The organism is Streptomyces sp. XH2, from assembly GCF_049725035.1.
Classification (GTDB): Bacteria; Actinomycetota; Actinomycetes; order Streptomycetales; family Streptomycetaceae; genus Streptomyces; species Streptomyces roseoverticillatus.
Window position 1 is genome coordinate 238,746 of sequence record NZ_JBMMMZ010000010.1, and the last position, 18,719, is coordinate 257,464.

Below are 18,719 nucleotides of genomic sequence, written 5' to 3' on the forward strand. Positions count from 1 at the left end.
CGCCTGCCGTGCGGGTGTCACTTCCCGCCGGCGAGCTCCCGCAGCGCGATGTTGAGCTTCAGGACGTTGACGCGCTCCTCGCCCATGAAGCCGAGGACGCGGCCGTCCACATGGTCCTCGACCAGCTTCTCGACCTTGCCGGCAGGCAGGCCGTTGGCCTCGGCGACGCGCTTGGCCTGCAGGCGCGCGTAGGCCGGCGAGATGTCCGGGTCGAGACCGGAGGCGGAGGCCGTCAGCGCGTCCACCGGCACGGACTTCGGGTCCACGTGGTTGAACTCGGCGACGTCCGTCCGCCGCTGCTTGACGGCGTCGAGCAGGGTCTTGCTGTCGGCGGCGAGGTTCGAGGCGCCGGAGACGATCAGCTTGTACTGCGTGTTCTCGGCGTTCGGGCCGGCGGCCGACGGGCGCGGCTGGAAGAACTTCGGGTCCGGCAGCGGGTTGCCGTCCTTGTCCTTCTTGTCGAGGGTGTAGCTCTGGCCGAGCCGCTCGGAGCCGGCGGACTTGCCGTCCACCGTGACCTCGGAACCGTTGGCCTTGTTGTGGAAGGCCGCCTGGGCGATGCCGGTGACGACCAGCGGGTAGATCACCCCGCAGACCACCGTGAGGACGAGCAGGGCGCGGAGCCCCGCGCCGACCAGGCGGGCCGTGCTGCGTACGGAGTTGTTCATGGTGTCGTCACCCGATGCCAGGGATGAGGGAGATGAGCATGTCGATGATCTTGATGCCGATGAACGGGGAGATCAGACCGCCCAGTCCGTAGATCAAGAGGTTGCGGCGGAGCATGGCGTCCGCGCTCATCGGGCGGTAGCGCACGCCCTTGAGGGCGAGCGGCACCAGGGCCACGATGATCAGCGCGTTGAAGATGACCGCCGAGAGGATGGCCGACTCGGGCGAGGTCAGGCTCATGATGTTGAGCTTGTCCAGGCCGGGGTAGGCCACCGCGAACATCGCCGGGATGATGGCGAAGTACTTGGCGACGTCGTTGGCGATCGAGAAGGTCGTCAGGGCGCCGCGGGTGATGAGCAGCTGCTTGCCGATCTCGACGATCTCGATGAGCTTGGTGGGGTTGGAGTCCAGGTCCACCATGTTCCCGGCCTCCTTGGCGGCCGAGGTGCCGGTGTTCATGGCCACGCCCACGTCCGCCTGCGCCAGCGCGGGGGCGTCGTTCGTGCCGTCTCCCGTCATCGCCACGAGCTTGCCGCCGGCCTGCTCGCGCTTGATGAGCGCCATCTTGTCCTCGGGCGTGGCCTCGGCGAGGAAGTCGTCGACGCCGGCCTCCTCCGCGATGGCCTTGGCCGTCAGCGGGTTGTCGCCCGTGATCATGACGGTCTTGATGCCCATGGCGCGCAGCTCGTCGAACCGCTCGCGCATGCCCTCCTTGACGACGTCCTTGAGGTGGATGACGCCCAGGACGCGCGCCCCCTTGTCGTCCTCCAGGGCGACGAGCAGCGGGGTGCCGCCGGCCTGGGAGATGTCGTCGGTGAGCTTGCGGGCGTCCTCGGCTACGCGGCCGCCCTGCTCCTCGACCCAGGCGATGACCGAACCGGTCGCGCCCTTGCGGACCTTGCGGCCTTCCACGTCGACGCCGGACATCCGGGTCTGGGCCGTGAACGGGATCCACTCGGCGCCCACGAGCTCGCCCTCGTGGCGCTCGCGCAGGCCGTACTTCTCCTTCGCGAGGACGACGATCGAGCGGCCCTCGGGCGTCTCGTCGGCGAGCGAGGAGAGCTGGGCGGCGTCGGCGACCTCGGCAGCCATGGTGCCCTTGACGGGCACGAACTCGGCGGCCTGGCGGTTGCCGTAGGTGATGGTGCCGGTCTTGTCGAGCAGCAGCGTCGAGACGTCGCCCGCGGCCTCCACCGCGCGCCCGGACATCGCCAGGACGTTGCGCTGCACCAGCCGGTCCATGCCCGCGATGCCGATTGCGGACAGCAGCGCGCCGATGGTGGTCGGGATGAGGCAGACGAGCAGCGCCGCGAGGATGATCATCGACTGCTCGGCGCCCGCGTAGATCGCGAACGGCTGGAGCGTGATGACGGCCAGCAGGAAGACGATCGTCAGCGAGGCGAGCAGGATGTTCAGCGCGATCTCGTTGGGCGTCTTCTGCCGCGCGGCACCCTCGACCAGGTTGATCATCCGGTCGATGAAGGTCTCGCCGGGCTTCGTCATGATCTTGATGACGATGCGGTCGGAGAGGACCTTGGTGCCGCCGGTGACCGCCGAGCGGTCGCCGCCGGACTCGCGGATGACCGGGGCCGACTCGCCGGTGATGGCCGACTCGTCGACCGAGGCGACGCCCTCGACGACGTCGCCGTCGCCCGGGATGATGTCGCCGGCCTCGCAGACGACCAGGTCGCCCACGCGCAGCTCGGTGCCGGGCACCGACTCCTCGGTGTCGCCGTTCAGGCGGCGCGCCACCGTGTCGGTCTTGGCCTTGCGCAGGGTGTCGGCCTGGGCCTTGCCGCGGCCCTCGGCCACCGCCTCCGCCAGGTTGGCGAAGAGGACGGTCAGCCACAGCCAGACGGTGATCGCCCAGCCGAACCAGGAGCCGGGGTCCTTCAGCGCCAGCACGGTGGTGACCACCGAGCCGATCAGGACCACGAACATCACCGGGGACTTGACCATCACCCGGGGGTCGAGCTTGCGGAAGGCGTCCGGCAGCGACTTCAGCAGCTGCGCCGGGTCGAAGAGGCCGCCGGAGACCCGGCCGGACTCCGCAGAGCCCTGCGGCTGGACGTCCTCCTCGGACGGCGTACGGACAGGGGTGGTCGTGCTCATGAGAGTCCCTCCGCCATCGGGCCAAGGGCCAGGGCCGGGAAGTAGGTCAAGCCGGTGATGATCAGGATCGCGCCGACGAGCAGGCCCGCGAAGAGCGGCTTCTCCGTGCGCAGGGTGCCGGCGGTCTCGGGGACGGGCGTCTGCTCGGCGAGCGAGCCGGCCAGCGCCAGGACGAAGACCATCGGCAGGAAGCGGCCGAGCAGCATGGCGAGGCCGATCGTGGTGTTGTACCAGGGCGTGTTGGCGTTCAGGCCGGCGAAGGCGGAGCCGTTGTTGTTGGCGCCGGAGGTGAACGCGTACAGGACCTCGGAGAAGCCGTGGGCGCCGCTGCCGTCCACCGAGTTGCCCTTGACGTTCAGGATCGACTCGGGCGGCGAGGACAGCGCCATGGACAGGGCGGTGAAGCCCAGCACCAGGGTGGGCGTGATGAGGATGTAGCACGCGGCGAGCTTGATCTCGCGGGTGCCGATCTTCTTGCCGAGGTACTCGGGCGTCCGGCCGACCATCAGGCCCGCGATGAAGACCGCGATGATCGCCATGACGAGCATGCCGTAGAGGCCGGAGCCGACGCCGCCGGGGGCGATCTCGCCGAGCATCATGCTCAGCAGCGCGATGCCGCCGCCGAGGCCGGTGAAGGAGGAGTGGAAGGAGTCCACCGCACCGGTCGAGGTGAGCGTCGTGGTGGTGGCGAAGATGGCCGAGGCGCCGACGCCGAAGCGCTGTTCCTTGCCCTCCCACGCGCCGCCCGCCTCCTGGAGCGCGGCGCCGTGGTGCGCGTACTCGGTCCACATCATCAGCACGGTGAAGCCGAGCCAGATGACGCCCATCGCGGCCAGGATGGCGTAGCCCTGCTTGACGTTGCCGACGAGCTTGCCGAAGGTCCGGGTCAGCGCGAAGGGGATGACGAGGATCAGGAAGATCTCGAAGAGGTTCGAGAAGGCGTTGGGGTTCTCGAACGGGTGGGCGGAGTTGGCGTTGAAGTAGCCGCCGCCGTTGGTGCCGAGCTCCTTGATGACCTCCTGCGAGGCCACGGCGCCGCCGTTGACCTGCTGGGTGCCGCCCGTGAGCCGGCCGATCTCGTGGATGCCCGAGAAGTTCTGGATCGCGCCGCAGGCGACGAGGACGATCGCGCCGATCACCGAGAGCGGGATCAGGATGCGGACGGTGCCGCGCACGAGGTCGGCCCAGAAGTTGCCGAGCTCACCGGTGCGGGAGCGGGCGAAGCCCCGGACGAGGGCGACGGCCACGGCCATGCCCACGGCCGCGGAGACGAAGTTCTGCACGGCGAGGCCGAGCGTCTGGACGGCGTGGCCCATGGCCTGCTCGCCCGAGTACGACTGCCAGTTGGTGTTGGCGACGAACGAGGCGGCGGTGTTGAACGCCTGGTCCGGGCTGATCGCGGTGAAGCCGAGCGACAGCGAGTCGGGGAGTATGCCCTGGATCCGCTGCAGGAGGTACAGGAAGAGGACGCTGACGGCGGAGAACGCGAGGACGCCGCGCAGGTACGCGGGCCAGCGCATTCCGGCGTCCGGGTCGGCGCCGATGGTGCGGTAGATCAGCTTCTCGGCACGCAGGTGCTTGTCGGAGCTGTAGGCGCGGGCCATGTAGTCGCCCAGGGGGCGGTAGGACAGCGCCAGCGCCGCGACGAGCGCGAGGAGCTGGAGGGCTCCGGAGAGTACGGGGCTCATATCTGTGCTCAGAACCTCTCCGGGAAGACGAGGGCGAGGATCAGGTAGCCCAGGAGGGCGACGGCCACGACCAGGCCGACGATGTTCTCGGCGGTCACAGCTTCGTCACCCCCTTGGCGACGAGAGCCACCAGCGCGAAGACCGCGATCGTGGTGACGACGAAGGCCACGTCGGCCATCGTGTGCTCCTAGAGAGGGTTCGGATATGAACGGACCATCACAGGAAACCGTTCCCGAACGTTCTCGGGCACCTCGTTGACGCGCTCTATACGGCCATTAGCGCCCCCTTGACGGGATCCATACGGGTACGCCTTTGACCTGCAAAAACGCCGCTGGGCCGCAACCCCGGTCAGGGGTTGCGGCCCAGCGGAAGGCCGGAATCCACCCGCCCGCGAGGGTGTTTCGCCGGTGGCTGCGAGCGTCCGTCAGCGCACTTCGGTGATCTCCGGACCGCGCTCCAGGCGGTCCACGCCGCCCGCGAAGCGCGAGCGGTCGTCGTCCTGCTGCTGCAGGCCCTCGGCGACCATCTGGGCGTCCTCGGGCAGCTTCAGGACGATCGGGTCGCGCGGAGCCATCGGGGACTCGCCGCGGACGACGACGGTGTCCCGGAAGATCTGCTCCAGCAGGCCCGCGGTCTGCGGCTGCACCGCGCCCTGGCCCGAGATCACGCCGCGCAGGAACCAGCGCGGCCCGTCGCACCCGACGAAGCGCACCATCTGCACGCCCTGCGTGCCGTCCGGCAGCGCCACGGGCACCTGGGCCCGCAGCTCCCAGCCGAGCGGCCCCTGGACCTCGTCCACGACACCGCCCTGCTGGGTGATGCCGGAGGCGATCTCCTCGCGGACCTCGCCCCAGATGCCCTCGCGCTTGGGGGCGGCGAAGCCCTGCAGCTGCACGGCGCTGTCGCGGAGCACGACGGTGGCGGCGACGATCGCGTCACCGGCGACCTCCACGCGCAGCTCCATGCCCTCGACACCCGGCACGAACAGACCGCCCAGGTCGACCCGGCCCTCGGCGGGGTCGCGGACCTCGGAGAGGTCCCACGGCCCGTCGGGGCGCGGCTCCGGCTCCAGCCGGACACGGCTCTCGGCCGCGGAGTCCGGTGCGGCCGACTCCTCGGCCAACTCCTCGGAGGTCACGTCGTCGGGACGGGAGTCCTCGACCACGTCCTCACTGCGCTTGCGGCGACGACCGAACACGTCACTGTCCTTCCCGGTCGCTGGCGACCGAAGCGAATCCATACCCCACGGCAGCGTGGCCACCGGTGGACCCGAAGCCCCCTTCGGCCCGTGCCGAGCCCGGAAGCTCCGCCACCTCGTGGAAGCGGACCTTCTCTACCTGCTGGACGACCAACTGGGCAATGCGGTCGAACCTCTCGAACCTGACGGTCTCCCGCGGGTCCAGATTGACCACAATCACCTTGATCTCTCCACGGTACCCGGCATCGATGGTCCCTGGGGCATTCACCATGGAGACTCCGCACCGGGCGGCGAGGCCCGAACGCGGGTGCACGAAGGCGGCGTAGCCGTCCGGCAGCGCGATGGAGACGCCCGTCGGCAGCACCATCCGCTCCCCCGGGGCCAGCTCGGCGGCCTCGGTGGTCACGAGGTCGCAGCCGGCGTCGCCGGGGTGGCCGTAGGAGGGGAGGGGCACCTCGGGGTCCACTCGGCGGATGAGGACGTCCAAGGGTTGACGCGTCACGGGTTCACCTCGAAAGCTCGCGCGACCTTCACCTGGTCGGGGTTGGCCAGCGTGGCCTGGATCTCTGCGGGACGGCCGTGCTCGATGAAGTGGTCGACCTTGACCTCGACGAACACCGCCTCGGCACGGAGCGCGACCGGGCCCTCGGGCCCGCCGATCCGGCCGGTGGCCGCGGCGTAGATCTTACGGCCGTGCACGGCCTTCACCTCGGCCCGCAGGTGCAGCACGGTGTCCACCGGCACGGGCAGCAGGTAGTCGGTCTCCAGCCGGCCGGTCACCGCGATCACGCGCAGCATCCAGCCCAGCGCGCTCAGCGTCTCGTCCAGCGCCGTCGCCAGCACCCCGCCGTGAGCGAGGCCGGGGGCGCCCTGGTGGGCGTCCTTCACCCGGAACTCCGCGGAGACGCACACCCCGTCGCCGGCCCGCACCTCGACGTGCAGCCCGTGCGGCACGCCGGGGCCGCAGCCGAAGCAGTACTCGTAGTGCGACCCGATGGTCTCGCCGGGCGCGGGCGCGTCGGGGTGCCGCACCGGGGGCACGGCCCCCTCCGGCGGCGTCAGCGCTGTCGTTCGTCCACTCACAGGGGCTGACCTTACCCGCGAGGGCCGGGCCCGGTCCCGCTCGTGTCAAGCTTGGGCCCATGCAGGCTTACGAAGAACGTCTCACCGCGCCCCGTTCCTGGTGGTTCATCGCGCTTCTGGCCGGGGTGGCGATGGCGCTGATCCTGCTGCCCCTGGGAACGGTGCCGATGCTCGGCGGTCTCGTGGGCGGCGGCGCGCTCGCCGCGGTCGCCGTCAGCTCCTACGGCTCGGTGCGCATCCGCGTGGTGGGCGGCACGCTGATCGCGGGCGACGCCCGCATTCCGCTGGAGGCGCTGGGGACGCCGGAGGTGCTGGACGCCGAGGAGGCCCGCGCCTGGCGCACGTACAAGGCCGACACCCGGGCCTTCATGCTGCTGCGGGGCTACGTGCCCACGGCGCTCCGGGTCGAGATCACCGATCCGTCCGACCCGACGCCCTACGCCTACCTCTCCACCCGCTCTCCCGAGCGGCTGGCCGCCGCGCTGACGGCGGTGCGGGCTTCCTGACGGCGGCCTGTGGGCCGGGCGGCCGGGCCCGGCCCACAGGCCGCTACGCGAGCGGGAGGGGGCCTTCCGGGCCCCCGGGGAGCGCTTCCCACGGCACCTGCCGGGCGCGCAGGTCCTTGCGGACCTTGGCCGCGAGCCTTCTGGTGTCGCGGCGGTTCATCACCGCACCCACGGTCGCGCCGATCATGAAGGGCGCGAGGTTGGGGAGATTGCGGAACGTGCGCTTGAGGATCTGCTGGCGCAGTTCGCGCTTGAGCTGGCCGCCGAGGGCCGCGTTGACGGTGGTGGGTGCCGTGACGTCGATGCCGCGCTCGTCGGCCCAGGCGGCCAGATAGGCCAGGGAGCGCTGGCGGAGGGTGCCGGGGGCCCGCAGGCCGTACACCTCGTGGAGCTCGGCGATCAGCTTGAACTCCACGGCGGCCACGCCGGCGATCTCGGTCGCCAGCTCGGCGGGCATCGCGGGCGGCACCGGCAGCATCGCCGCGGCGCCGACTCCGGCGCCCACGGTGGACGTGGCGTGGGCCGCGCCGGCCACCAGTTTGTCGGCGAGCTCCTCCGGGCCGAGGCCCGGGAACTGGGCCCGCAGCGTCGCGAGGTCGCGCACGGGGATGCGCGGGGCGTTCGCGATGAGCCGGTCGGCAAGGGCGGTGAGACCCGCCCGCGCCCCCCGGCCGCCCTTGGCGGCGCCACGGCCGACCGCAGCGGCGAGCGAGGCCGTGCGGCCCCGCTCGACCTGAGTGCCGGCCGTGTCACCAGAGGCTGGTGCGTCCTGCCGTGCGGCGTCCCGGCCGGGCCCGGTGGTCAGCTCGGGCCGTCCGGAGCGCCGCTTCCACAGCGGGGTCGAGCCTGCCATCGCAGACCCGGTCCTCAGTCGCAGTCGCGGCAGATCGGCTGGCCGTTCTTCTCGCGAGCCAGCTGGCTGCGGTGGTGCACGAGGAAGCAGCTCATGCAGGTGAACTCGTCGGCCTGCTTGGGCAGGACCCGGACGGCCAGCTCCTCGTTGGAGAGGTCCGCGCCGGGCAGCTCCATGCCCTCGGCGGCCTCGAAGTCGTCCACGTCGACGGTCGACGCCGACTTGTCGTTCCGGCGGGCCTTGAGCTCTTCAAGGCTGTCCGAGTCGACGTCGTCGTCGGTCTTGCGTGGGGTGTCGTAGTCCGTTGCCATGTCGCTCTCCCCCTCTGGGTGTCTGCGGTGTCTCCAGCGCACGTAACGCGTGAGAGGCCGGACTTGTGCCCGACCCGAGGCGGAGATTTTGCCTCACATCAAGGTCTGTTACTCAATCGACACCCAACCGCACACCTGAAGAGGTGATGGGGATGGATGGCGAACCGGACCGTACACGGTCCGGATGCCGCGTGCAGATGCGCCATCACGTGTACTTCCCGTGATCAGGACCAGCAGAAACCCCCATTTTTCCGGCGTTCCGGCGAGTCCATTGATCACGGAGAGTGGATGGCCGGAAGTTTGCGTGTGTGAGCGATTCCACACATCCACAGCAAGGGGCGGAACATGAAAATTCCGCCCAAAGCGAACCTACGGCCGCCCTATTCTCGCAGAAATTTTCAGGTGGGCAGGACCACTCTCATGATCAACCCGCCTCCTTCGCGCGGCTCCGCGGTGATCCGCCCGCCGTGCGCGCGGGCCACCGAGCGCACGATGGAGAGCCCCAGGCCGACGCCCTTGTCGCTGCCCGTGCGCTCCGTGCGGAGCCTGCGGAACGGCTCGAAGATGTTGTCCAGCTCGTACGCCGGGACCACGGGACCGGTGTTCTCCACCACCAGCACGGCCTGGCCCGGCTGCGCCTCGGTGGTGACCTCGACCCAGCCGTCCGGCGCGTTGTAGCGCACGGCGTTCTGCACGAGGTTCAGCGCGATCCGCTCCAGCAGCACGCCGTTGCCCTGGACCACCGCGGGCTGCCGCGTGCCGCGCAGCTCCACGCCCTTGTCCTGGGCCTCCGAGCGCGTCTGGTCCAGCGCCCGGGACGCCACCTCGGCGAGGTCCACGGGCTTGCGGTCGACGATCTCGTTGTCGCTGCGGGCGAGCAGCAGCAGGCCCTCCACCAGCTGCTCGCTGCGCTCGTTCGTGGCCAGCAGCGTCTTGCCGAGCTGCTGGAGCTCCGGCGGCGCGCCGGGGTCGGAGAGGGTGACCTCCAGCAGCGTGCGGTTGATCGCGAGCGGCGTGCGCAGCTCGTGCGAGGCGTTGGCCACGAACCGCTGCTGCGCGGTGAAGGCCCGCTCCAGCCGGTCCAGCATCTCGTCGAAGGTGTCGGAGAGCTCCTTCAACTCGTCCTCCGGACCGCCCAGTTCGATGCGCCGGGAGAGGTCGGTCGCGGCCACCCGGCGGGCGGTCCGCGTCATCCTGCCCAGCGGCGAGAGGACCCGGCCCGCCATGGCGTAGCCGAAGGCGAAGGCGATCACGGCGAGGCCGAGGAGGGCGAGCAGGGAGCGCTTGAGGAGGCCGTCGAGGGCCAGCGCCCGCTGGTGGTCCGTACAGCTGCGGAGGATGCGGTTCGCCTCGTCCGCGGGGAGGTTGACGTTCTCCAGGGCCGGGCAGCGGCCGCCGGTCACCTGGACCTGGCTGCCGTTGAGGAGCCGGACGATCGGCTCGCTGCCGAGCTCCAGCGCCTGGGCGGCCAGCAGGTAGATGATCGTCAGCAGCAGCACGCCCGCCATCAGGAACATCCCGCCGTACAGCAGGGTGAGCCGTATCCGGATGGTGGGGCGCAGCCAGGGGAACGGCCGCACGACGGGCTGCCGCGGGTCCCAGGTGGGCTTGGGGGGCGCTGCGGGGGGTGCGGGCGCGGGGGTGGGGGTGGGGGACATCAGGGTCAGATCCGGTATCCGGAGCCCGGCACGGTGACGATCACCGGGGGCTCGCCGAGCTTGCGGCGCAGGGTCATCACGGTGACCCGGACGACGTTGGTGAAGGGGTCGGTGTTCTCGTCCCAGGCCTTCTCCAGGAGCTGCTCGGCCGAGACGACCGCGCCCTCGCTGCGCATGAGGACCTCCAGGACGGCGAACTCCTTGGGGGCGAGCTGGACCTCCCGGCCGTCGCGGAAGACCTCGCGGCGGTTGGGGTCGAGCTTGATGCCGGCGCGCTCCAGGACGGGCGGCAGGGCCACGGTCGTGCGGCGGCCGAGGGCCCGCACGCGGGCGGTGAGCTCGCTGAAGGCGAAGGGCTTGGGCAGGTAGTCGTCGGCACCGATCTCCAGGCCCTCCACGCGGTCGCTGACGTCGCCGGAGGCGGTGAGCATCAGGACGCGGGTGGGGATGCCGAGCTCGACGACCTTGCGGCACACGTCGTCGCCGTGGACGAGGGGCAGGTCGCGGTCGAGGACGATCACGTCGTAGTCGTTGACGGCGATGCGTTCCAGGGCGGCGGCACCGTCGTACACGACGTCGACCGCCATGGCCTCCCGGCGCAGTCCGGTGGCGACGGCATCGGCGAGCAGCTGCTCGTCCTCGACGACGAGTACGCGCACGGCGTTGATCCTTCCCTTTGGGCCCGGGCGGGCAGGCTGGAGATACCCCTGTGGGTGCCTCCATGTTGCCTCGAACCTCGGTAAACCGGCTGTAAGGGGCGCCGGGGCCGACTGGCCGGCCGGTCGTTCCGGATCGCTACCGGGCGGCGGCCCCGAGCGGTTTCCGGTCCGGTCGGGGATTGGTTCCGGACGGGAGGTTTCCCCGCGGACGGGGCTGGGGAAGACGTCTGCACACCCGCGATCACGCCCAGTGGCGGCACGCCACTACGGCACGCCCGCCCGCGCCAGGGCAGGGGCGCGATCGATTCGCCGTCGGCACACCCCCGTGCCATCGACCCACGACGAGGGGGCGCAGCACCATGGACGCGTTCACCGCTGGCATTCTGCAGCGCATAGAGACCACCCGCAGCGACCGGGACCAGGCCCGCAGGCTGGGCGACGAGTACACGGCCGAGGTGGAGCAGTCCGCCCTGGACGATCTCCACCGCCTGGCCGCCGAGCACGGCGTCAAGGTCTCCGCTGCCTGATCCGGACCCGGCGGCGACGCCCCGGCACCCGTGAGGGGCCGGGGCGTCGTCATGCCCGCAGGAGGGCCGCTGAGGGCCGCCGGGGCGGTGCTCAGCCCTGCCAGGCCCCCAGCTCCTCCAGGCGCCCCTGCAGCTGCTCGAAGAGGGCGGGCGGGGCCGCCACCGTGAGCTCCGTGGAGGCGGGCTCGCCCGGGCGGCCGCCCGTCAGCGCCCCGGCCTCGCGGGCGATCAGCGCGCCCGCCGCGTAGTCCCAGGGGTTGAGGCCGCGCTCGTAGTAGCCGTCGAGCCGGCCGCAGGCCACGTCGCACAGGTCGATCGCGGCCGACCCGCCGCGCCGGATGTCGCGCACCTGCGGCAGCAGGGAGCGCAGGACCTCCGCCTGGGCGGCGCGGCGCGAGGCGAGGTAGCCGAAGCCGGTGCCGATCAGGGCCTGGTCGAGGCCGGGCGCGGACCGTACGGCCAGACGCCGCTCGCCCAGGTACGCCCCCTCGCCGAGCACGGCGTGGTAGGTCTCGCCGCGCATCGGGGCGGCCACGACGCCGACGACGGCCTCGCCGTCGAGCTCGGCCGCTATCGACACGCACCAGGACGGCAGGCCGTAGAGGTAGTTCACGGTGCCGTCGACCGGGTCGATGACCCAGCGGACGCCGGTGCTGCCCTCGCTGCTGGCGCCCTCCTCCCCCAGCAGGCCGTCGCCGGGGCGGCGCTCGGCGAGGAAGCCGGTGATCAGCTTCTCGGCGGCGATGTCCATCTCGGTGACGACGTCGATCGGGCTCGTCTTCGTCGCGGCGACCCCCAGGTCCGCCGGGCGCCCGTCGCGGAGCAGCGCCCCGGCGCGGTCGGCGGCCTCGAGGGCCACGGCCAGGAGTTCTGCCTTCAGAGTGTCGCTCACGGTGCTGGTGCTCCTTGGACGGAATGGGCCTGAATCAGCGGAAATGACCGGGATCAGGGCGGAAGGGTCAGGCGTACGGGCTGTCGGCTCCGGCGGCGGCGGGGCGCGGTGCCCTGGCCGGGCAGCAGCCGACGGGGCAGAGGTCGTGCGAGGGGCCGAGGGCGCCCAGGGCGCACCGCTCGGGGTGCTCGCCGCGCTCGGTCGCGGCACGCTCCAGGACGAGCTCGCGGACGGCGGCGGCGAAGCGGGGGTCGGCGCCGACGGTCGCCGCGCGGGCGACCGGCAGGCCGAGCTCCGCGGCCTTGGCGGCGGCCTCGGTGTCGAGGTCGTACTTGACCTCCATGTGGTCCGAGACGAAGCCGATGGGGACCATCACGACGGCGGGGACGCCGGCGGCGTGGGCGGCCTCCAGGTGGTCGCAGATGTCGGGTTCGAGCCAGGGGATGTGCGGGGCGCCGCTGCGGGACTGGTAGACGAGCTGCCAGGGGTGCTCCCGGCCGGTCTCCTCGCGGACCGCCTCCGCGATCGTGCGCGCCACGTCGAGGTGCTGGGCGACGTAGGCGCCGCCGTCGCCGTGGCCGTCCGCCGGGCCGGAGGTGTCCGCGGCGGCCGTGGGGATGGAGTGGGTGGTGAAGGCGAGGTGGGCGCCGTCGCGGACGGCCTCGGGCAGCCCGGCGAGGGCCGCGAGGACGGCGTCGGCCATGGGGCGGACGAAGCCGGGGTGGTTGAAGTAGTGCCGCAGCTTGTCGACGCGGGGCGGGGTGACGCCCTCGGCCTCCAGGGCGGCGAGCGCGCCGGCCAGGTTCTCCCGGTACTGGCGGCAGCCCGAGTACGAGGCGTAGGCGCTGGTGGCGAGGGTGAGCACGCGGCGCCGGCCGTCGGCGGCGATCTCGCGCAGGGTGTCGGTCAGGTACGGCGCCCAGTTGCGGTTGCCCCAGTAGACCGGGAGGTCGAGGCCGTGCTCGGCGAACTCCTTGCGCAGGGCGCCGAGCAGCGCCCTGTTCTGGTCATTGATCGGGCTGACGCCGCCGAAGAGGAAGTAGTGCCGCCCGACCTCCTTGAGGCGCTCGCGGGGGATGCCGCGCCCGCGCGTGACGTTCTCCAGGAAGGGGACGACGTCGTCCGGGCCCTCGGGGCCGCCGAAGGAGAGCAACAGCAGGGCGTCGTAGGGGGCGTGCGCTGGCTGATCCGACATGGGTCCGATCCTGCCACTCGTCACGGACAGGCAGGAAATGGCGGTGCGTCGCACGAACGTGCCCACGTAAGCTGTATCAGCCACCTACGTCCCTTACGGCACCCTCGATCCGTCCCGCCCCCGACCTCCCTGGGAGCCGTCGTTGTCCAGTCCGTACCGCGCGATCTTCGCCGCCCCCGGCACCAGGGCCTTCTCCGCCGCCGGCCTGCTGGGCCGGATGCCGCTGTCCATGTTCGGCATCGGCGTGGTCACGATGGTCTCCCAGATCACCGGTCGCTACGGCCTGGCGGGCGCCCTCTCGGCGACCCTGGCCATCTCGGCCGCCGTGCTCGGGCCGCAGATATCCCGGCTCGTCGACCGGCACGGGCAGCGCCGGGTGCTGCGCCCGGCGACCCTCCTGACCCTGGTCGCCGCCGCGGGGCTGCTGCTGAGCGCGCAGCAGCGCTGGCCGGACTGGACGCTGTTCCTCTTCTCGGCGTGCGCCGGGTGCGTGCCGAACGTGGGCTCCATGGTGCGGGCCCGCTGGGCGGCCATCTACGGCGGCAGCCCGCAGCTCCACACCGCGTACGCCTTCGAGTCCGTCGTCGACGAGGTGTGCTTCATCTTCGGCCCGATCCTGTCGATCGGGCTCTGCACGCAGTGGTTCCCCGAGGCGGGTCCGCTGCTGGCCGCCTGCTTCCTGGCGGTCGGGGTGTTCTGGCTGACCGCGCAGCGCGGCACCGAGCCCGAGCCGCACCCGCAGGAGCAGCGGGCGCGCGGCGGGGCGCTGCGCTCGCGCGGCCTGCAGGTCCTCGTGGCCACGTTCGTCGCGACGGGCATGATCTTCGGCACCTGCGACGTGGTGACCGTCGCCTTCGCCGAGGAGCAGGGCCACAAGAGCATGGCGAGCCTGGTGCTCGCGACGTACGCGCTGGGCTCCTGCGCGGCGGGGGTGGTTTTCGGACTCCTGCCGCTCAAGGGGGAGATGGCCCGCCGCTGGCTCGTGGGCGTGTGTGCGATGGCCGTGAGTATGATCCCCCTCCAACTGGTCGGGAACCTGCCGTTCCTGGCCGTGGCGCTCTTCGTCTCGGGGCTGTCGATCGCACCGACCATGGTGACGACGATGGCCCTGGTCGAACAGCACGTGCCGCGCGCACAGCTGACCGAGGGCATGACCTGGACGAGCACGGGGCTCGCGGTCGGCGTGGCGCTGGGGTCGTCGGCCGCCGGCTGGGTGGTCGACGCCCACGGCGCCGCAGCGGGGTACGCGGTGTCCGGGGTGGCGGGGGCGATCGCGGCGGCGGTCGCGTTCCTGGGCTACCGCCGGCTGCGCACGCAGGCGGAGCAGCGGCCGGGGGCACCTGTGCCGCAGGCAAGGGGAGGGTCTGACGCGTATGACGGAGACGACCGGAACGAAGAGCGGGACGGGCACAGCAAGGGCGTCATCGCCTAGGGCGGCCGGATCGCCCGCGTGGCGCAACTGGGCGGGGAACGTCACCGCCCGCCCCGCGCGCACCGTGGCCCCGGCGACGGCGGGAGAGGTCGCGGCGGCGGTCGCCCGGGCCGCGTCGGACGGCCTCAAGGTGAAGGCGGCCGGCACCGGCCACTCCTTCACCGCCGCGGCCGCCACCGACGGCCTGCTGCTGCGCCCCGAGCGCCTGGCCGGCCTGCGCGCGATCGACCGCGCGACCGGCACCGTGACGGTGGGGGCCGGCACCACGCTGCGGCAGCTGAACGAGACGCTGTCCGCGCACGGCCTGTCGCTGGCCAACATGGGCGACATCATGGAGCAGACCGTCTCCGGCGCCGTCAGCACCGGCACCCACGGCACCGGCCGCGCCTCGGCCTCCCTCTCGGCCCAGGTCCGCGGCCTGGAGCTGGTCACCGCGGACGGCTCGGTGCTGTCCTGCTCCGCGGACGAGAACCCGGAGGTCTTCGCCGCCGCCCGGCTCGGGCTCGGCGCGCTGGGCGTGATCACCGCCCTCACCTTCGCCGTCGAACCGGAGTTCCTGCTCCGGGCCCGCGAGGAGCCGATGCCGCTCGACCGGGTCACGGCCGAGTTCGACCAGCTGGTCGCCGAGAACGAGCACTTCGAGTTCTACTGGTTCCCGCACACCAGCAGCTGCGTCACCAAGCGCAACAACCGCAGCGCGGGCCCCGCCGCCCCGCCCGGCCGGATCGGCGCCTTCGTCGAGGACGAGCTGCTGTCGAACGGCCTCTTCGGCGCCCTGTGCGCCGTGGGCAGCGCGGTCCCCGCCGCCATACCGGGCATCGCCCGCGTCGCCGGCCGCGCCCTCTCCGCCCGCACCTACACGGACGTCCCGTACAAGGTCTTCACCAGCCCGCGCCGGGTCCGCTTCCTGGAGATGGAGTACGCGGTGCCGCGGGAGGCCGCGATCCCGGCGCTGCGCGAGCTCCGGGCCGCGATCGAGCGCTCACGGCTGCGCGTGGCCTTCCCGGTCGAGGTCCGCACGGCCCCGGGCGACGACATACCCCTGTCCACGGCCTACGGCCGGGACACCGCCTACATCGCCGTACACATGTACAGGGGCGTCCCCTATCAGGCGTACTTCCGGGCCGCCGAGCAGATCATGACGGCCCACGGCGGACGCCCCCACTGGGGCAAGCTGCACAGCCGCGACGCGGGGCACCTCGCGGCGGCGTATCCGAGGTTCGGGGAATTCACCGCGGTACGGGACCGGCTGGACCCGCGGCGCGTGTTCGGCAACGACTATCTGCGGCGGGTGCTGGGGGCGTAGGGCCTGCGGCCGGTGCGGCTGCCGGCGGCCGCCCCGCGCCCCGTAAGGGGCGCGGGGAACTGCGCGACCAGCCGGAGACGGCCCGTAGCCGAGGAAGCACCCGGGCCCGGCCGCCGTACGGGGCTGCGCCTACGAGACGGTGCCCCCCGCCGCCGGCTTGGGCGTCGTCTGGCCACCGGTGGTGCCCTGGCCGCTCGTGCTGCCGCCCTTGCCGTCGCCCCCCGTGCCGCTGTCCGGGGACGTGGACGGATTCGGCGAGGGATCCGGCTTGGTGGACGGGGTGGAGCCGCCCGAGGACGGGGACGTCGACGGGGCCGGCGACTGCTTGCCCGTATCGCCGCCACCCCCGCGGGACGCGTCCGGGTCTGGCGTGGAGCCGGTGTCCCCGCCGGGCCGGTGCCGCTCGCCGCTGTCGCCGTCGTGGGAACGGCCGGGTCCCGGGTTCCGCTCGGGCGTCGGGTCCTGCTTCTTCTGCGACTTCCCGCCGTCGAAGATCTGGCCGACCGTGGTCGAGCCGCCGCCGTCCGCGCTCGAACCCTTGACCAGTTCGACCGCGGTGACCGTGCCCATGGCGAGCACGAAGACCGCGCCGGCCGCGATCAGGGGGCGCTTCCAGCCGCGCATGCGGGTGCCGTGGGTCGTGGCCGGGGTGTACGTGTCGCCGTACGCAAAGGAGTGTTCGCCGGCGCGCGCCTCAGGATGCGCGCCCGCGTGCGCGCTGCCGGACTCCGGCGTCTGCCGCACCGTGTGCACCAGCCGTGTCTCCGCGTCGCCGTCCGCGGCGGGCAGCAACTGCGTCGCGTCGGCCTGGGGGAGCGCGCGGGTCGCGTCGTCGTCCGCGGCGTCCCGGCTGGCGGGCCCGGCGCCCTGCGCGGCCGCGGCCACAGCCGCACGGCTGACCGCCCGGCCCGCGTCCTGCACGGGCACCTGGCGCATCCTCGGTTTCGCCGACTGCGCGGTCGCCTCGCGGAGCTGCTCCCCGGTCCGCTTGAACACGTGCTGGAAGATCGTGCCACCGGAGGTGGCCACGACGCTCACGACGCCGGCGCCGATGACCGTGCCGTACACCCCGAGCTTGCCCGCGAGCAGTGCGGCCATCACCGCCGCGAGGGCGCTGCCGGCGACCTGCGCGAGGCTCAGGTCCAGACGCTTGCTCTTCGCTTTTGCCTCACTTTCGCCTTTGTCGTCCATCTCCTGCCTCTGTGTAGCCCTTGGGTCCGTCTTGCAGGTAGAAGAGACATTCGAGCGTAACGAACAGTTCCGATTCCGGCGATTGTGTGAACCTCGACACCCGTGCGACCGGCTTCGTGCCCGATAGGTACGATCAACTCCCTTCTCCCGCGTGAACTTCGATGGCGCGCCATTCCACCCCCAGTGGCCCGAATGGAGTACTGTGGCGAGCCCTGGCCCCGGTGTCCCGTCCGGCTGCCCGGACCCAACGGGCGGGGCCCGAGCGGCTCTCACCCCCGTCAACTCGGCAATGTTGTGGCAGGCTGCACCCGGGCAGGCCACACTCGACTAGCGGAAGCAGCGACGCACGTGACGTCGGCAGGCACCACCCGGGAGGTCCCCATGCCCGAACTGCGTGTCGTGGCCGTCTCCAACGACGGCACACGGCTGGTGCTCAAGGCTGCGGACAGCACGGAGTACACCCTTCCCATCGACGAACGGCTGCGCGCCGCCGTGCGCAACGACCGTGCTCGCCTGGGGCAGATCGAGATCGAGGTGGAGAGCCATCTCCGCCCCCGCGACATCCAGGCGCGGATACGTGCGGGAGCCTCCGCGGAGGAAGTGGCGCAGCTCGCGGGGATCCCCGTCGAGCGGGTGCGCAGGTTCGAGGGCCCGGTGCTGGCCGAGCGCGCGTTCATGGCCGAGCGCGCCCGCAAGACGGCCGTGCGCCGCCCCGGCGAGAACACCGGTCCGCTCCTCGGCGAGACGGTGGCCGAGCGGCTCATGCTGCGCGGGGCCGAGAAGGACACCGCGCAGTGGGACTCCTGGCGCCGGGACGACGGCACGTGGGAGGTCCTGCTCGTCTACCGGGCGGCAGGTGAGCCCCATGCGGCGAGCTGGTCCTACGACCCGCCGAGGCGGATCGTTCAAGCGATGGACGACGAGGCCCGCGCGCTCATCGGCGAGACCGACGACACGCCCGAGCCGAGCTTCCCGTTCGTGCCCCGGATCGCGCGGCTGCCCCGGGACCGGCCCCTCGACCGGTCGCTGGACCGGCAGCAGGCGTCCTCCGGCCCGCCGGACCCGCCGGAGCCGGAGGCCGAGCCCGCAGAGGAGCCCGGCAAAGAGCGGGATTCGCTGACGAGCCTGCTCGAAGCGGTCCCCAGTTTCCGCGGTGACATGGTCGTGCCCGAAACGGCCTCGTCCGCGCAGGCCGCTGACGAACCGTCCGAGGTGCCGGAGGCCGTCGAGCCGCCGGCACCGGCCGCGAGTGCGGGTGCCGCGTACGCGGACGTCCTCATGCCGCGGTCCGTGGCCGGCCACCGCGACCGGCTGATCGGCACGACGGACCGTCAGGCCGAGGCGGACGGGGTCCGGCCGGGCCGGCGCGCGGCGGTCCCCAGCTGGGACGAGATCGTCTTCGGCACCCGCCGCAAGAAACAGGAGTAAACGCTACGGCAGCA

19 protein-coding genes are annotated in these 18,719 nt (G+C 72.1%); 5 read left to right on the top strand and 14 right to left on the bottom strand.

The window, feature by feature from the left end; translation table 11 throughout:
* Positions 1-17 precede the first annotated feature (17 nt).
* The 7 genes from kdpC to ACOTKD_RS21775 form a co-directional block, all read right to left on the bottom strand.
* Complete coding sequence (gene kdpC, locus ACOTKD_RS21745) at positions 18-668, bottom strand: potassium-transporting ATPase subunit KdpC (RefSeq protein ID WP_424890660.1); 651 nt, start codon at positions 666-668, stop codon at positions 18-20.
* 7 nt (positions 669-675) lie between these two features.
* Complete coding sequence (gene kdpB, locus ACOTKD_RS21750; RefSeq protein WP_424890661.1) at positions 676-2,778, bottom strand: potassium-transporting ATPase subunit KdpB; 2,103 nt, start codon at positions 2,776-2,778, stop codon at positions 676-678.
* Positions 2,775-4,466: a potassium-transporting ATPase subunit KdpA gene (kdpA, locus tag ACOTKD_RS21755; RefSeq protein WP_424890662.1), complete on the bottom strand. Its 1,692-nt coding sequence runs from the start codon at positions 4,464-4,466 to the stop codon at positions 2,775-2,777. Before kdpA ends, kdpB begins: the two co-directional genes overlap by 4 nt.
* Before the next feature lie 8 nt (positions 4,467-4,474).
* Positions 4,475-4,564 carry a K(+)-transporting ATPase subunit F gene (kdpF, locus tag ACOTKD_RS21760; RefSeq protein WP_043188605.1) on the bottom strand — a complete coding sequence of 30 codons (90 nt, stop codon included), beginning with the start codon at positions 4,562-4,564 and terminating at the stop codon, positions 4,475-4,477.
* A gap of 326 nt (positions 4,565-4,890) precedes the next feature.
* Positions 4,891-5,664 (bottom strand): DUF3710 domain-containing protein, encoded by a 774-nt coding sequence (locus ACOTKD_RS21765; protein ID WP_424890663.1) that lies wholly within the window; start codon positions 5,662-5,664, stop codon positions 4,891-4,893.
* 1 nt (position 5,665) lies between these two features.
* The gene (dut, locus tag ACOTKD_RS21770) at positions 5,666-6,166 is read right to left on the bottom strand and encodes a dUTP diphosphatase (RefSeq protein ID WP_058042151.1); all 501 of its coding nucleotides are present in this window, start codon (positions 6,164-6,166) and stop codon (positions 5,666-5,668) included.
* The gene (locus ACOTKD_RS21775) at positions 6,163-6,747 is read right to left on the bottom strand and encodes a PaaI family thioesterase (RefSeq protein ID WP_424890664.1); all 585 of its coding nucleotides are present in this window, start codon (positions 6,745-6,747) and stop codon (positions 6,163-6,165) included. The genes dut and ACOTKD_RS21775 overlap by 4 nt, the downstream gene beginning before the upstream one ends.
* 59 nt (positions 6,748-6,806) lie before the next feature.
* Here ACOTKD_RS21775 and ACOTKD_RS21780 point away from each other — a divergent pair, with 59 nt between their 5' ends.
* On the top strand, positions 6,807-7,253 hold the full coding sequence (locus tag ACOTKD_RS21780) for a DUF3093 domain-containing protein (RefSeq protein WP_030366105.1): 447 nt from the start codon (positions 6,807-6,809) through the stop codon (positions 7,251-7,253).
* A gap of 43 nt (positions 7,254-7,296) precedes the next feature.
* Here ACOTKD_RS21780 and ACOTKD_RS21785 read toward each other — a convergent pair whose 3' ends face one another.
* The 4 genes from ACOTKD_RS21785 to ACOTKD_RS21800 all read right to left on the bottom strand — a co-directional run bounded on the left by ACOTKD_RS21785 (position 7,297) and on the right by ACOTKD_RS21800 (position 10,734).
* Entirely contained in the window at positions 7,297-8,106 is an 810-nt protein-coding gene (locus ACOTKD_RS21785) for a hypothetical protein (RefSeq protein WP_424890665.1), read from the bottom strand.
* A 14-nt stretch (positions 8,107-8,120) separates the two neighbouring features.
* Entirely contained in the window at positions 8,121-8,417 is a 297-nt protein-coding gene (locus ACOTKD_RS21790; protein ID WP_030366107.1) for a DUF4193 domain-containing protein, read from the bottom strand.
* 398 nt (positions 8,418-8,815) lie between these two features.
* Entirely contained in the window at positions 8,816-10,075 is a 1,260-nt protein-coding gene (locus ACOTKD_RS21795; RefSeq protein ID WP_424890666.1) for a sensor histidine kinase, read from the bottom strand.
* Between the two features lie 5 nt (positions 10,076-10,080).
* Entirely contained in the window at positions 10,081-10,734 is a 654-nt protein-coding gene (locus tag ACOTKD_RS21800; RefSeq protein ID WP_030368611.1) for a response regulator transcription factor, read from the bottom strand.
* Between the two features lie 359 nt (positions 10,735-11,093).
* Between ACOTKD_RS21800 and ACOTKD_RS21805 the strand changes: the two genes are divergently transcribed.
* Positions 11,094-11,261: a hypothetical protein gene (locus ACOTKD_RS21805; protein WP_189382548.1), complete on the top strand. Its 168-nt coding sequence runs from the start codon at positions 11,094-11,096 to the stop codon at positions 11,259-11,261.
* Positions 11,262-11,352: 91 nt separating this feature from the next.
* On the opposite strand, the gene ACOTKD_RS21810 is transcribed toward ACOTKD_RS21805, so the two are convergent.
* Together ACOTKD_RS21810 and ACOTKD_RS21815 are read right to left on the bottom strand one after the other, a co-directional pair.
* Positions 11,353-12,153, bottom strand: a complete 801-nt coding sequence (locus ACOTKD_RS21810) for an inositol monophosphatase family protein (RefSeq protein WP_424890667.1) — start codon at positions 12,151-12,153, stop codon at positions 11,353-11,355.
* Positions 12,154-12,220: 67 nt separating this feature from the next.
* Positions 12,221-13,348, bottom strand: coding sequence for a ferrochelatase (locus ACOTKD_RS21815; protein WP_424890668.1), 1,128 nt, complete (start codon positions 13,346-13,348; stop codon positions 12,221-12,223).
* Positions 13,349-13,490: 142 nt separating this feature from the next.
* On the opposite strand from ACOTKD_RS21815, the gene ACOTKD_RS21820 reads away from it, so the two are divergent.
* Together ACOTKD_RS21820 and ACOTKD_RS21825 are read left to right on the top strand one after the other, a co-directional pair.
* Positions 13,491-14,780, top strand: a complete 1,290-nt coding sequence (locus ACOTKD_RS21820; protein WP_424890669.1) for an MFS transporter — start codon at positions 13,491-13,493, stop codon at positions 14,778-14,780.
* A complete protein-coding gene (locus tag ACOTKD_RS21825; protein ID WP_424890670.1) occupies positions 14,722-16,086 on the top strand; it encodes a D-arabinono-1,4-lactone oxidase in 1,365 nt (454 codons plus the stop codon). Before ACOTKD_RS21820 ends, ACOTKD_RS21825 begins: the two co-directional genes overlap by 59 nt.
* A gap of 129 nt (positions 16,087-16,215) precedes the next feature.
* Here ACOTKD_RS21825 and ACOTKD_RS21830 read toward each other — a convergent pair whose 3' ends face one another.
* Positions 16,216-17,277, bottom strand: a complete 1,062-nt coding sequence (locus tag ACOTKD_RS21830; protein WP_424890671.1) for a hypothetical protein — start codon at positions 17,275-17,277, stop codon at positions 16,216-16,218.
* Between the two features lie 348 nt (positions 17,278-17,625).
* Here ACOTKD_RS21830 and sepH point away from each other — a divergent pair, with 348 nt between their 5' ends.
* The gene (sepH, locus tag ACOTKD_RS21835) at positions 17,626-18,705 is read left to right on the top strand and encodes a septation protein SepH (RefSeq protein WP_424890672.1); all 1,080 of its coding nucleotides are present in this window, start codon (positions 17,626-17,628) and stop codon (positions 18,703-18,705) included.
* Positions 18,706-18,719: the final 14 nt, after the last annotated feature.

What these genes read in the sequence shown, in the direction of transcription:
- ACOTKD_RS21815 (WP_424890668.1), bottom strand. Translation starts at nt 13,348, where the DNA reads ATGTCGGATCAGCCAGCGCACGCCCCCTACGACGCCCTGCTGTTGCTC.
- ACOTKD_RS21790 (WP_030366107.1), bottom strand. Translation starts at nt 8,417, where the DNA reads ATGGCAACGGACTACGACACCCCACGCAAGACCGACGACGACGTCGAC.
- ACOTKD_RS21805 (WP_189382548.1), top strand. Translation starts at nt 11,094, where the DNA reads ATGGACGCGTTCACCGCTGGCATTCTGCAGCGCATAGAGACCACCCGC.
- ACOTKD_RS21825 (WP_424890670.1), top strand. Translation starts at nt 14,722, where the DNA reads ATGACGGAGACGACCGGAACGAAGAGCGGGACGGGCACAGCAAGGGCG.
- kdpC (WP_424890660.1), bottom strand. Translation starts at nt 668, where the DNA reads ATGAACAACTCCGTACGCAGCACGGCCCGCCTGGTCGGCGCGGGGCTC.
- ACOTKD_RS21795 (WP_424890666.1), bottom strand. Translation starts at nt 10,075, where the DNA reads ATGTCCCCCACCCCCACCCCCGCGCCCGCACCCCCCGCAGCGCCCCCC.
- kdpB (WP_424890661.1), bottom strand. Translation starts at nt 2,778, where the DNA reads ATGAGCACGACCACCCCTGTCCGTACGCCGTCCGAGGAGGACGTCCAG.
- ACOTKD_RS21780 (WP_030366105.1), top strand. Translation starts at nt 6,807, where the DNA reads ATGCAGGCTTACGAAGAACGTCTCACCGCGCCCCGTTCCTGGTGGTTC.
- kdpA (WP_424890662.1), bottom strand. Translation starts at nt 4,466, where the DNA reads ATGAGCCCCGTACTCTCCGGAGCCCTCCAGCTCCTCGCGCTCGTCGCG.
- ACOTKD_RS21830 (WP_424890671.1), bottom strand. Translation starts at nt 17,277, where the DNA reads ATGGACGACAAAGGCGAAAGTGAGGCAAAAGCGAAGAGCAAGCGTCTG.
- ACOTKD_RS21785 (WP_424890665.1), bottom strand. Translation starts at nt 8,106, where the DNA reads ATGGCAGGCTCGACCCCGCTGTGGAAGCGGCGCTCCGGACGGCCCGAG.